The sequence below is a fragment of the Xanthomonas sp. WCS2018Noco2-27 genome (assembly GCF_031843525.1).
Taxonomy (GTDB): domain Bacteria; phylum Pseudomonadota; class Gammaproteobacteria; order Xanthomonadales; family Xanthomonadaceae; genus Xanthomonas.
Map to the genome: position 1 here is coordinate 144,296 of NZ_JAVTIK010000001.1, position 12,385 is coordinate 156,680.

11 protein-coding genes are annotated in these 12,385 nt (G+C 64.2%); 1 reads left to right on the forward strand and 10 read right to left on the reverse strand.

Annotation, left to right across the window (positions count from 1 at the left end):
- The first annotated feature begins 20 nt into the window (after positions 1–20).
- Positions 21–212, forward strand: a complete 192-nt coding sequence (locus tag RQH86_RS00640) for a hypothetical protein (RefSeq protein WP_115527438.1) — start codon at positions 21–23, stop codon at positions 210–212.
- Between the two features lie 75 nt (positions 213–287).
- On the opposite strand, the gene bamA is transcribed toward RQH86_RS00640, so the two are convergent.
- The 10 genes from bamA to rpsB all read right to left on the reverse strand — a co-directional run bounded on the left by bamA (position 288) and on the right by rpsB (position 12,197).
- On the reverse strand, positions 288–2,654 hold the full coding sequence (bamA, locus tag RQH86_RS00645; RefSeq protein WP_055845140.1) for an outer membrane protein assembly factor BamA: 2,367 nt from the start codon (positions 2,652–2,654) through the stop codon (positions 288–290).
- A gap of 83 nt (positions 2,655–2,737) precedes the next feature.
- Positions 2,738–4,084 carry an RIP metalloprotease RseP gene (gene rseP / locus RQH86_RS00650; protein ID WP_115512139.1) on the reverse strand — a complete coding sequence of 449 codons (1,347 nt, stop codon included), beginning with the start codon at positions 4,082–4,084 and terminating at the stop codon, positions 2,738–2,740.
- Positions 4,085–4,110: 26 nt separating this feature from the next.
- Positions 4,111–5,301: a 1-deoxy-D-xylulose-5-phosphate reductoisomerase gene (locus RQH86_RS00655; RefSeq protein ID WP_115527441.1), complete on the reverse strand. Its 1,191-nt coding sequence runs from the start codon at positions 5,299–5,301 to the stop codon at positions 4,111–4,113.
- A gap of 2 nt (positions 5,302–5,303) precedes the next feature.
- Positions 5,304–6,131: a phosphatidate cytidylyltransferase gene (locus tag RQH86_RS00660; RefSeq protein ID WP_311240306.1), complete on the reverse strand. Its 828-nt coding sequence runs from the start codon at positions 6,129–6,131 to the stop codon at positions 5,304–5,306.
- A complete protein-coding gene (gene uppS / locus RQH86_RS00665) occupies positions 6,128–6,889 on the reverse strand; it encodes a polyprenyl diphosphate synthase (RefSeq protein ID WP_055845128.1) in 762 nt (253 codons plus the stop codon). Before uppS ends, RQH86_RS00660 begins: the two co-directional genes overlap by 4 nt.
- 17 nt (positions 6,890–6,906) lie before the next feature.
- The gene (frr, locus tag RQH86_RS00670) at positions 6,907–7,464 is read right to left on the reverse strand and encodes a ribosome recycling factor (protein WP_055845126.1); all 558 of its coding nucleotides are present in this window, start codon (positions 7,462–7,464) and stop codon (positions 6,907–6,909) included.
- A 199-nt stretch (positions 7,465–7,663) separates the two neighbouring features.
- On the reverse strand, positions 7,664–8,386 hold the full coding sequence (gene pyrH, locus RQH86_RS00675) for a UMP kinase (protein ID WP_046963035.1): 723 nt from the start codon (positions 8,384–8,386) through the stop codon (positions 7,664–7,666).
- Positions 8,387–8,492: 106 nt separating this feature from the next.
- A complete protein-coding gene (locus RQH86_RS00680; RefSeq protein ID WP_115553379.1) occupies positions 8,493–10,016 on the reverse strand; it encodes a GGDEF domain-containing protein in 1,524 nt (507 codons plus the stop codon).
- Between the two features lie 280 nt (positions 10,017–10,296).
- Positions 10,297–11,175, reverse strand: coding sequence for a translation elongation factor Ts (gene tsf / locus RQH86_RS00685; protein WP_055845120.1), 879 nt, complete (start codon positions 11,173–11,175; stop codon positions 10,297–10,299).
- Between the two features lie 170 nt (positions 11,176–11,345).
- Positions 11,346–12,197, reverse strand: coding sequence for a 30S ribosomal protein S2 (gene rpsB / locus RQH86_RS00690; RefSeq protein WP_115512133.1), 852 nt, complete (start codon positions 12,195–12,197; stop codon positions 11,346–11,348).
- Positions 12,198–12,385 lie beyond the last annotated feature (188 nt).

Genomic DNA, 12,385 nt, shown 5'->3' on the forward strand with positions numbered 1-12,385 from the left:
GCTAACCCAGGAAGAAGCATATGAAAACTCTCCTCTCCATGTTCGCAGGCGTGGTCCTGTTGGGCGCAGTCAGCAGCGCCTCGGCCGATGATTTCGCGCAGGAGCGTGCCGACGCTCATAGCTTCTGGGACCAGCAGGTCCAGTGTGTGGATACATCCGATTGGAGCGGGACGGCGACCTGCCTGAGCACGCTGTTCCAGAGCTACTTCTGAGCCTGTAACACCTCAGGCATGACAGACAAACAATGGCGGCCCGACCATTCGGGCCGCCATTGTTTTGCGTGCGTCTTAGAACTGGCCGCCGAAGGTGAACTGCAGGCGCTCGATCTCGTCGTTGTCTTCCTTCTTCAGCGGGAACGCGTAGCTGATCGAGATGGGGCCGACCGGGGCGCGCCACAACAACGCCACACCGGTGGAGGCGCGCAACTCGTTGGCCTTGAAGTTGTCCACGCCGTCGTACACGTTACCGAAGTCGAAGAACGCCGAGATGCGCGCCGACGGGCTGTCGAACAGCTTCGGGAAGTACATTTCCACCGAGCCGACGGTCTTGAACGACCCACCCAGCGGCTGACCGCGGTTGAAGCCGTTGATCGGCTCCGAGCGCGGACCCAGGGTGTTGTCTTCGAAGCCGCGCACCGAGTTGGTACCGCCGGCGTAGAAGTTCTCGTAGAACGGCAGGCCGGTCGCAGTGATGGTGCGCGAGGTGCCATTGGGGCCGGCCACTACGCGTGTGCTGTCGTTGCCATAGCTATCGCCGTAACCCAGCTCGAAGCGCGTGTTCAACACCAGCGCCGGGATGATCGGCCAATAGTTGGAGATCTGGTAGTTGAGCTTGTAGTACTCGACCGTGGAGCCGGGCAGGGTGGTTTCCAGACCGACGCGCTGGTACATGCCGCGGGTCGGCATGAAGAAGTCGTTGCGGGTGTCGCGCGCCCAGCCCAGCTCGCTGCGCCAGGCATGGAAGGTGCGCGTGCCGATCGCATCGATGTAATCGACGATCGCCTGCGGCGTGGTGCCCGGGAACGTGGTGATCTGGTTGCTGTCGATGCCGATCATTGCCGAGACGGTATCGTTCTCGGTGATCGGCACGCCGAACACCACCTGCGCCGAGCCGTTCTTGCTGTTGAACTGCGCGGTGTTGAAGTCCGAGTAATCCAGCGAGCGCCACGACAGGTTGTAGCCCAGCGACACGCCATCGTCGGTAAAGAACGGGTTGGTATAGGAGAACGCGTAACGCTGCTGGAAGGTGCTGCGCGAGGCTTCCACCGCCACCCGGTTACCGCCGCCCAGGAAGTTGTTCTGCGACAACTGCACCGAGGTGGTCACACCGAAGCTTTGCGAGTAACCCAGGCCGAACACGAAGCTGCCGGAAGTGGTTTCCTTGACGTCGTAGATCACGTCCACCTGGTCGTTGCTGCCAGGCACCGCAGGGGTCTCCACGTTCACCGACTCGAAGTAGCCCAGGCGCTGCAGACGGATTTTGGAACGGTCGATCGCAGCCTGCGAGTACCAGGTGTTCTCGAACTGGCGCATTTCGCGGCGCAACACTTCGTCGGAGGTGCGGCTGTTGCCCTTGTACAGGATGCGGCGCACGGTCACGCGCGGGCCCGGCACCACCTGCAGGTTTACCGCAACGGTGCGGTCCTCGCGGTTCGGCGTCGGAAGCGGGTTGACCTTGGCGAACGCGTAACCGACGTTGCTCAGCGTGTTGGTGATCGCATCGGAGGTGTATTCCAGCAGCGCGCGCGAGAAGATATCGCCGGCCTTGGGAATCACCAGGCGCTCGATATCGGCCTGCGGCAGCACGGTGTCGCCGGTGACCTTGATGTCGGAAATCTTGTACTGCTCACCCTCGGTGACGCCGGCGCTGACGAACATGTCGCGCTTGTCGGGGCTGATCGCCACCTGGGTGGAGTCGATGCTGAAGTCGACGTAGCCACGGTCCAGGTACCAGGAGTTGAGCTTCTCCAGGTCGCCGGACATCTTTTCCTTGGAGTACTGGTCGTCGCGGCGATACCACGAGGCCCAGTTGTGCTCCTTGGATTCCCAGTTCTCCAGGATGTCTTCGTTGGCGAACTTTTCGGTGCCGATCAGGTTGACGTGACGAATCTTCGCCGCCTTGCCTTCCTTGATCGCGATGGCCACATCGACGCGATTGCGGTCCAGCGGGCTGACGGTCGGAGTGATCTCGACGTTGTATTTGCCGCGGTTGTTGTACTGACGGGTCAGTTCCTGGGTCACGCGGTCCAGGCTCAGGCGATCGAAGGTGCCGCCTTCGGTCAGGCCGATATCGCCCAAGCCCTTGAGCAGCTCTTCGGACTTGATGTCCTTGTTGCCGGTCACGGTGAGCTTGTTGATCGCCGGGCGCTCCTTGACCGTGATCACCAGGATGTTGCCCTGGCGGTCCAGCTGCACGTCTTCGAAGAAGCCGGTGCGGTACAGCGCCCGGATCGAATCGGCCACCTTGGTATCGTCCACGGTGTCGCCGCGGTTCACCGGCAGATAGGTGAACACGGTGCCGGAAGCGATGCGCTGCAGGCCGTCGACGCGGATGTCGCTGGCAACGAACGGCTCTGCGGCCAGGGCAACGGCTGGCAGGCTGAGGCCGGCGGCAAGAGCGAGGGCAAGCAGGCGGCGAGTGGGAAGACGCGTCATGTCACATCCGGTTGGAGTCGATTTCGGGTGTTGCTGGATGCCGACGTATGACGACGACAACAGGCGGAAAGAGTGGAGCAATTTCATCGTGGAACCAGGCCGAGGATGTCGTTGTAGAACGCCAGTCCCATCAACCCGGCCAGGACCGCCAGGCCGACATATTGCCCGGCAATCATGGCCCGTTCGCTGATCGGGCTGCCCTTGACCAACTCAATAAGGTAATACAGCAGATGCCCACCGTCCAAGATCGGGATGGGCATCAGGTTGATGATCGCCAGGCTGAGCGACAGCAAGCCCAGAAAATACAGGAACCAGTCGAGCCCGCGTTCGGCCGAGGCGTTGGCCGCGCGCGCAATCGTGACCGGGCCGGAAATGTTCTTGACCGAGGCCTGGCCGGTCAGCATGCGCTTCATCATGCCCAGCGAATCGGCGGTCATCTTGCCGGTTTCGCGGATGGCTGCCGGCACCGCAGCGAAGATGCCGTACTGCTGGCGACTATCGTATTCCGGCGCCGGTGCGGCGGCGGGGCGGACCCCGATCATCCACTGGCCTTGCGGCGATTTGCGCGGTGCGATTTCCAGCGCAAGGCGGTCTTCGCCGCGCGCCACTTCGATCATGCCCGGCCCGCCATGCGCGCCCAGCGCCTGCACCTGCGGAATGATGTCCTGGGCCGAGCGGATCGGCTGGCCATCGATGGCCACGATGCGATCGCCCGGCTTGAGCAGGCCGTCGGCCACCGAACCTGGCACCACTTCGGCAATCACCGGCGGCTGCAACATGAACTGCCAGCCGATGCCGGCCAGCGATGCCACCCGGCGCTCGTCGAAACCGACCGGCAACTGCGAAAGACGCAAGGTGTGCTCACTGTTGCCGCCACCCTCGACGGCGGTGCGCAGCTGGATATCGCGCCGATCCATGGCCGCAGTGGTGAGCTGCATGCTGGCATCGCTCCAGCTGCTCACGCTGCGTCCGTCGATGCGCACGATGCGCTCGCCCGGTGTCAGCCCCGCTTCGGCGGCCAGACCATCGGCGCGGCCGACGGTAGCCGAATAATCCTGCTTGCCGACCACGAACATTGCCCACAGCATCGCCATGCACAGCAGCAGATTTGCGATGGGGCCGGCAGCAACAATCGCAATACGCTGCCACACCGTCTTGCGATTGAACGCCTGGTCCAGTTCGGCCGGGTGTACGTCGCCTTCGCGCTCGTCGAGCATCTTGACGTAGCCACCCAGCGGGATCGCCGCCACCACGAATTCGGTGCCGTGGCGGTCGCGGCGCATCCACAGCGGCTTGCCAAAGCCCACCGAAAACCGCAGTACCTTGACGCCACAGCGGCGCGCGACCCAGAAGTGTCCGAATTCGTGGAACGTCACCAATAGACCCAGGCTGACGATCATCCACCAGACCGAACCGATGAAATCACCCATGGATGCAACTCGGCTGCGTGGATCGATCAAGCATGATGGGCGTAGTTGGCGAGGGCGCGTTCAGTGATTTGCCGGGCTTGCGCATCGGCAAAAAGCAGGGTGTCGAGGGAGTCGGCATTGTGCCGTGAGAGCGTTGTCAGCGTGTGTTCGACCAACGCAGGGATCGCTAGGAAACCTATTTGGCCCTGAAGAAACGCTGAAACAGCCACTTCGTTGGCAGCGTTCAGGATCGCCGGCGCGGTTCCGCCGGCGCGTAAAGCTTCCCAGGCCAGGTGCAGGCAAGGGAATGCATCGGTGTCGGGCGCCTCGAAATCCAGTCGGCCCTGTTGCAGCAGATCCAGTCCCGCCACGCCCGATTCCACCCGTTCCGGCCATGCCAGACCGACCGCCAGCGTGGTGCGCATGTCCGGCAGACCCAGCTGGGCCAGGGTGGAGCCGTCGACGAATTCCACCAGCGAATGCACCAGGCTTTGCGGGTGTACCAGTACATCGATCTGTTCGCCGGGCAGGCCAAACAGATGATGCGCCTCGATGACTTCCAGGCCCTTGTTCATCAGGGTGGCCGAGTCCACCGAAATCTTCGGGCCCATCGACCACTTCGGGTGCGCAACCGCCTGCGCGGGCGTCACTGCCGCCAGCGCGGTGCGATCCCAGCCACGGAACGGGCCACCGGACGCGGTCAGGACCACCCGACGCACGCCGCGGCTGGCGTCGCACGAGCGCAGGCATTGAAAAATGGCGCTGTGTTCGCTGTCGATCGGAATGATCTCGGCGCCCGCAGCGGCAGCGGTGCGGGTCAGCAACTCGCCGGCCAGCACCAGCGATTCCTTGTTGGCCAGCAGCAGGCGCTTGCCGGCGCGGGCGGCGGCCAGGGTCGACGGCAGGCCGGCGGCGCCCACGATGGCAGCCACCACGGTGTCGCAAGCATCGCTGCCGGCCAGCGCATCCAGCGCCGCGGTGCCGGCGTGCGCCTGGGTGGCGAGGCCGGCGGCACGCAAACCGTCACGCAGGGCCGGGTACAGCGCCTCGTCGGCAATCACCGCATGCGCAGGCCGATGCGTCGCGCACAGCGCCAGCAAGGCGTCGACCTGGCGGCCCGCAGACAGCACGCTGGCGCGCAGCCGCTGCGGATGGCGGGCGATCACGTCCAGTGCCGACGTACCGATCGAGCCGGTCGCGCCGAAGATGGCGACCTGGCGGGGAGAAGAGCCAGCCATGCTTAGAATCCGAGAATTTCCTTGCCGAGTGCGAACACCGGCAGGGCGGCGAGCACGCCATCGATGCGATCCAGTACGCCGCCGTGGCCGGGAATCACCGTGCCCGAGTCCTTGGCGCCGGCGTGGCGCTTGAGCAGGCTCTCGAACAGATCGCCGAGCACCGACGCCAGCACCGCCACCGCCGCGACCAGGACCAACTGCGGCACATGCGCCAGGGTCAGCCCGGCCAGCCAGCCGAAGGCGCAGGCCACCGCGATGCCGGCAACCATCCCGCCGAGCAGGCCTTCGATGGTCTTGTTCGGACTGATGCGCGGCGCCAGCTTGTGCTTGCCGAAGGCGCGTCCGGCGAAATACGCACCCGAGTCGGCCGCCCAGACCATGGTCAGGGCGGTCAGCAGCCACAGGTTGCCCTTGTCCGGATTGGCGTGCAGCAGCACCAGCGCGGCCCAGGCGGGAAGCACCGCCAGGGTGCCGGCCGCCAGCTTGAGCGCGCGTGCCTGGCCGTTGCCATGATCGGCGCCGAAGGTGAAAAAGCGCAGCCACAGCAGCGCCAGCCCCCACCAGGCCACACCCACCAGGGCGGCGATCTGGAACAGCACCATCGAGCCGGCCGACGCCCACACCATCAGCACCATCAGCAGCAGATTGAGCATCAGCAGCACAGTGCGCGGCAGGCTGTCGTCGATGCCGGAGAGCTTGAGCCACTCCCACAGGCCGGTCAGAAACAGGACCGCCGCCAGCGCCGCCAGCCATTGGGTGGGCAGCAGCACGATCGCGCAGATGGCGAGCGGCGCCATGATCAGCGCAGCAATCACGCGGGTCTTGGTCATGCGGAGGAGATCTCCGTCGCCTTGTCGGCGATCTGGGCACTGGTCAGGCCAAAGCGGCGTTCGCGCCCGGCATAGTCGTCCAGCGCCTGCTGCAGCACGCCGGCATCGAACTCCGGCCACAGGGTTTCGGTGAACCAGAGCTCGGTGTAGGCCAGCTGCCAGAGCAGGAAATTGCTGATGCGGGTATCGCCACCGGTACGGATGAACAGATCCGGCGCCGGCAGGTCGGACAGTGCGACGCGGCTGGACAGCAGGGCCTCGTCGATCTGATGCGGTTGCAGGCGGCCGGCCGCCACCTCTTCGGCCAGCGCACGTGCCGCCAGCGCGATGTCCTGGCGGCCGCCGTAACTGGCCGCGATGCTGAGCACCAGGCGCGCATTGCCCGCGGTGCTGCGTTCGGCAGCGGCCATGCGGTCGCGCAACGGCGCAGCGAAGCGATTGCGCTCGCCGATGAAACGCACCTGCACGCCACGCCGTTGCAGTTCTTCGACCTCGCGGTCGAGCGCATGCAGGAACAGCTTCATCAGCGAATCAACTTCCTCCTGCGGGCGGCCCCAGTTTTCACTGGAGAACGCGAACAGGGTCAGCGCCGACACGCCCTTTTCCAGGCAGAAATCGATGGTGCGATTGACCGCCCGCGCACCGGCGCGATGGCCGATCATGCGCGGACGTCGCCGACGCTGCGCCCAACGCCCGTTGCCATCCATGATGATGGCAATGTGGCGCGGGACTGCGTCGGTAGAAGGGACTGGATGCATGGCAGGCGATGCCATGATCAGACCGTCATCAATTCCTGTTCCTTGCCCTTGACGACCTCATCCACATCCTTGATGGCCTTGTCGGTCAACTTCTGGATATCGTCTTCGGCGGCACGGGCTTCGTCTTCGGTGACCTTCTTGTCTTTCAGCAGATCCTTGACCTGCTGATTGGCATCGCGACGGATGTTGCGAATGGCGACCTTGCTGTCTTCGCCTTCGCCATGCACGGACTTGCTGAGCTCCTTGCGGCGCTCCTCGGTCAGCGGCGGCAGGTTGAGACGGATCACGGTGCCCACCACGGTCGGGGTCAGGCCCAGATCCGAGGCGTACAGGGCTTTTTCCACGTCCTTGATCATGCCCTTGTCGAACAGGCTGATCACCAGCGAGCGGCCTTCGGACACGCTGATGCTGGCAACCTGATTGAGAGGGGTGTCGGTGCCGTAGGCCTTGACCTTGATGCCGTCCAGCAGCGCCGGCGAAGCGCGGCCGGTACGCACGGTGGTCAGTGAATGGCGCAGAGCATCGATGCTCTTGGTCATGCGCGCCTGCGCGTCTTGTTTGATCTGGTTGAGCATCGCCGGAATCCGTGTGGAGCTGAATCCGGGGATTATAGCCGGGACTGGGGTTTCACGACTCGCCGGCCTGCGTGAGCCGGCGCAGCCGGTTCACCTGCCTGGCGCGTTCACGCCAGGCGCTGCGGTGGATCGGACACGAGCGGAGCGTCCGATCCACGCTATGACGAATCACAAATCCCGATTCTATAATCCGAAAAACTCAGCTACGGCCCTGCACCAAGGTGCCGATCTGCTCGCCGCGCAGGATGCGCAGCAGTACGCCGGGCTCGCTCATGCCGAAGATGCGCAGCGGCAGATCGCTGTCGCGTGCCAGCGCGAAGGCGGCGGTGTCCATCACTTCCAGGCCCTGCATGATGACTTCGTCGTAGGTCAGGCTGTCGTAGCGCACCGCGTCGGTGTGCTTCTTCGGGTCCTTGTCGTACACGCCGTCGACCTTGGTTGCCTTGAGCAGCAGGTCGGCACCGATTTCGATCGCACGCAGCGCCGCGCCCGAATCGGTGGTGAAGAACGGGTTGCCGGTGCCGGCGGCGAAAATCGCGATACGGCCCTTTTCCAGGTGACGCATGGCGCGGCGACGGATGAAATCTTCGCAGACGTCGTTGATCTTGATCGCGCTCATCACGCGCACCTTGGCGCCGAGCTTTTCCAGCGCGTCCTGCATGGCCAGCGCGTTGATCACGGTGGCGAGCATGCCCATGTGGTCGCCGGTGACGCGGTCCATGCCGCTGGCGGCCAGGCCGGCGCCGCGGAAGATGTTGCCGCCGCCGATCACCAGTGCGACCTGTGCGCCAGCCTGCTGCGCTTCGATCACTTCATGGGCGAGGCGGTTGATCACCTTGGGATCGATGCCGTAATCCCCGTCTCCCATCAGCGCCTCCCCGGAAAGTTTGAGAAGAATGCGGCGATAGGAAAGTTCGGACATGGGGGAGACCTCGGGGGTGGGGGACGACAAACGCCGGCAATTCTAGCGGAAGCGTGCCACCGGGCGTGGTAAAAATTCCTTTGTCGTCATCGAGGTGGCTTGCCGCTCAGTGCGCCCGCGGGTTTGGTGGCGTCGGAACATCGGTCGCATCGTAGGCGGTGACGCGGTTGCGGCCGCGATGCTTGGAGCGGTACAGCGTGCTGTCTGCGGCCTGCAACAGGTGTTCGATACTTTCGAACTGGCGCTCGATGCCGCCATGCGTGGCCAGGCCCGCGGAGAAGGTGATGTGCAGTGGGCCGCCCTGCAGTTGCGCCATCGGCGTGCGCGCGGTTTCGGCAAGGATGCGCTCGATCACCATCAACGCCGCATCGGCAGGCGTGTTGGGCAGGATCACCAGAAATTCTTCGCCGCCATAGCGTGCCACCAGGTCGCTGGTGCGCACCATGCGTTGCAGCGTCTGCGCAAAGTTGCGCAACACCTCGTCGCCGACCAGATGGCCGTGCGCATCGTTGACGCGCTTGAAATCGTCCAGATCGATGAAGGCGATCGACAGCGGCCAGGCCTGCCGTGATGCCAGTTCGAACTCATGCGCCAGTGCGGTGCCGAGCTGATGCCGATTGAACACGCCGGTCAGCGCATCGCGGCTGGCCTGCTCGGCCAGATGACGCATGCGGTTTTCCGATTCGTCGGCATGGCGGCGCGCTTCGGCCACATCCTGCAATTCGCGCAGGCTGCGCAGCAGGGCCAGCTCGCGCGCCTGCTCGAAGATCAGCTGGATGTGCTCGGGTTGCGGCACGCGGATGTCGAATAAGGCTTCGAGCTCGGGCAAGGATTCGGCAATGCGTTCGATCACTTTTTCGAAGCGTTCGGCATCAAGTTCCAGCACGTCCTGGGCCTGGCGCTGCGCATGCTCGGTGGCGGTGGCCGCGCTGGCGGAGAGCCAGATGTCGGCCAGACGTCCGGACAGCGCGACGCAGGCCATGAAGGGCTCCAGACCTGACGGTTCTTCTTCGCTTTTCGCGATCGCGTTCTGCAGGTAGTGCGGTAATTGCCACTGGTGCGCAAGCCAGGCGCCGATTTCGGCGTGGGTGGCACCCAGGTGTTCGCGTTCGGCATCCAGCAGCGATGCATTGTCGGGCGCCTGTTCCAGCAGCGGCGCATAAAGCTCGGGCGCGCCTTGCAGCAGTGCCAGCTTGCCGATGTCCTGCAGCAGGCCGGCCAGCATCAATTCTTCGGGTTTACGGATGCCATAGGCCTGACCCAGGATGCGACTGGCCAGCGCGCATAGCCCGGCACGACGCCAGATGCGTTCATGCAACGGGTGCGCGACGAAGGTACTGCGCACGCCGTGCACCATCGAAAATCCCAGCGCCAGGCTCAGGGTCGCGTTGAGGCCGAGCATGGTGAGCGCCTGGCCGAGGTTGTCGACACGGCGGCGGCTGGCGTAGAGCGGTGAGTTGGCCACGCGCAGCATGCGTGCGCTCAGGGCGATGTCCATGCCGATGACTTTCGCGGTGGTGGTCATGTCCACATCCGGGTCCTGCGCCAGCTCGATGATGCGCAGCGCGACGCCGGGCGGCGATGGCAGGTTACGGCAGTAGTGCAGGGCGGCCTGGAGATCTGGTTGCATGATTCATCGCCAACAGTGAACGCAAGCATACAGCTGCGTTCGGTGAGTTTGAGCACGCCACGGCTCGCAGTCGCTGCGCTGGAACGCATGCGTGAGGGGTGCTGAGAGTCTGGTTGGCATCTAGGTTTAGCGGCACGGCCGACGACATCTATAGCGTCGAGGCCGGTTGCGGGCACCACGGATGTGTGCGTTTCAGTTTCGCGCGCTTCGATGCAGCGCGGATTGGCAGGCAAAAAAAAGCCGCGGCATGGCCGCGGCTTTTTTCACTCTGTGGCGAAGATCAGGCCAGACCGGCCTGCTTCATCACTTCGGCGGCGTAGTCTTCCACCACCTTCTCGATGCCCTCGCCAACGGCCAGGCGCTGGAAGCCGATCACGTCGGCACCAGCGGCCTTGACGGCTTGCTCGACGGTCTGATCGGTGTTCAGCACATATGGCTGGCCGTACAGCGTGACTTCGTTGACGATCTTGCTGATCTTGCCGCTGATGATCTTTTCCAGGATCTCGGCCGGCTTGGACTTGTCCTTTTCGGACATCTTGGCCAGTTCGATTTCCTTTTCCTTGGCGACAAACTCGGCCGGGACGTCGGATGCCTTGATGTGCGGCGGGTTCATTGCGGCGATGTGCATGGCAATGCCGCGTGCCAGCTCGATGTCGCCACCCTTCAGCTCGACCAGCACGCCGATACGGCCGCCGTGCACATAGGCCGCGACGTTGTTGGCGCTGTCGATACGGGCCAGGCGACGCACCTGCAGGTTCTCGCCAACCTTGGCGATGACCGCAGCGCGACGCTCTTCGATGGTCTCGCCGCTGTCCAGCTTGACGCTCTTCAGCGCTTCGGCATCGGCGACGTCGGAGTTCAGTGCGGCGTTGGCCACAACCTCGGTGAAGGCCAGGAAGTTCTCATCCTTGGCGACGAAGTCGGTCTCGGAATTGACTTCGACCAGCACGGCCTTGCCGCCGGCCTGTGCGGTGGCGATGCGGCCTTCGGCAGCAACGCGGTCGGCCTTCTTGTCGGCCTTGGCCAGACCCGACTTGCGCAGCCACTCGGCAGCGGCATCGATGTCGCCAGCGTTTTCGACGAGTGCTTTCTTGCACTCCATCATGCCGGCGCCGGTGCGCTCGCGCAGTTCCTTGACCAGGGAAGCAGTGATTTCCATGGAATTACCTCGTATGGACGAATGCGTACGGCGGAAGTGTTCCGCCAGTGAGGAGACGGTGCAGCGTGCGGGCCGCCCCCGTAAAAATCTTTGGTGGCCTCAGCGACGGGTCGCGATGGACCCGTCGGGGCTGCGGCCGCCCAGCATGGAGCGGCCGCATTGCATGCCGATTACTCGGCAGCCGGTGCTGCAGGTGCTTCAGCTGCTGCCGGTGCCGCAGCAGCGGCCGGTGCGTCGGCCTTCTTCTCGGCGCTCTTCTTGGCCGGGGCGCGACGGCCCTTGCCTTCGTCGCCAGCGTCAGCCGAGAACTCTTCTTCGCGCACCGACGCCGAGTTCGGCGCAGCAGCCTTGCCTTCCAGCACGGCATCGGCAGCGGCACGTGCGTACAGCTGCACGGCGCGGATGGCGTCGTCGTTACCCGGGATGGCGTAGTCGACCAGGGCCGGATCGTAGTTGGTGTCGACCACGGCGATCACCGGGATGCCGAGCTTCTTGGCTTCCTTGATGGCGATGTCTTCATGGCCGATGTCGATCACGAAGATCGCGTCGGGCAGACGGTTCATTTCCTTGATGCCGCCCAGCGACGCGTCCAGCTTTTCGCGCTCGCGACGCAGGCCCAGCACTTCGTGCTTGACCAGCTTTTCGAAGGTGCCGTCGGTTTCAGCGGCTTCCAGTTCCTTCAGGCGGGCAACCGACTGCTTGACGGTGCGGAAGTTGGTCAGCGTGCCGCCCAACCAGCGCTGGGTCATGAACGGCATGTTGCAACGCTCGGCTTCTTCCTTGATCGACTCGCGCGCGCTGCGCTTGGTGCCCAGGAACAGCACGGTGCCGCGCTTCTGCGCGATTGAGGAGAGGAAGTTCATCGCGTCGTTGAAGAGCGGGACGGTCTTCTCAAGGTTGATGATGTGGATCTTGCCGCGCGCGCCGAAGATGTACGGCGCCATCTTGGGGTTCCAGTAGCGGGTCTGGTGGCCGAAATGGACGCCGGCTTCCAGCATCTGACGCATGGTGACCTGAGGCATTGAAAAAACTCCTGGTAGCGGAATCGCCGTGCGCAGCTGTTGTTTGAAGTCAGCGCAGGGAGTGCGGGCGCTGCGAGAACACTCGCATCAAACGCACAAGATTCCGGGGTTGGGCTTCCCTGTTGCCTCCGCGACGAACCCTTGTGAGGGCACCCCGGCACGGATGGCGGCAGCAGGTGTGGATTCGT

What these genes read in the sequence shown, in the direction of transcription:
- RQH86_RS00640 (WP_115527438.1), top strand. Translation starts at nt 21, where the DNA reads ATGAAAACTCTCCTCTCCATGTTCGCAGGCGTGGTCCTGTTGGGCGCA.
- bamA (WP_055845140.1), bottom strand. Translation starts at nt 2,654, where the DNA reads ATGACGCGTCTTCCCACTCGCCGCCTGCTTGCCCTCGCTCTTGCCGCC.
- rseP (WP_115512139.1), bottom strand. Translation starts at nt 4,084, where the DNA reads ATGGGTGATTTCATCGGTTCGGTCTGGTGGATGATCGTCAGCCTGGGT.
- RQH86_RS00655 (WP_115527441.1), bottom strand. Translation starts at nt 5,301, where the DNA reads ATGGCTGGCTCTTCTCCCCGCCAGGTCGCCATCTTCGGCGCGACCGGC.
- RQH86_RS00660 (WP_311240306.1), bottom strand. Translation starts at nt 6,131, where the DNA reads ATGACCAAGACCCGCGTGATTGCTGCGCTGATCATGGCGCCGCTCGCC.
- uppS (WP_055845128.1), bottom strand. Translation starts at nt 6,889, where the DNA reads ATGCATCCAGTCCCTTCTACCGACGCAGTCCCGCGCCACATTGCCATC.
- frr (WP_055845126.1), bottom strand. Translation starts at nt 7,464, where the DNA reads ATGCTCAACCAGATCAAACAAGACGCGCAGGCGCGCATGACCAAGAGC.
- pyrH (WP_046963035.1), bottom strand. Translation starts at nt 8,386, where the DNA reads ATGTCCGAACTTTCCTATCGCCGCATTCTTCTCAAACTTTCCGGGGAG.
- RQH86_RS00680 (WP_115553379.1), bottom strand. Translation starts at nt 10,016, where the DNA reads ATGCAACCAGATCTCCAGGCCGCCCTGCACTACTGCCGTAACCTGCCA.
- tsf (WP_055845120.1), bottom strand. Translation starts at nt 11,175, where the DNA reads ATGGAAATCACTGCTTCCCTGGTCAAGGAACTGCGCGAGCGCACCGGC.
- rpsB (WP_115512133.1), bottom strand. Translation starts at nt 12,197, where the DNA reads ATGCCTCAGGTCACCATGCGTCAGATGCTGGAAGCCGGCGTCCATTTC.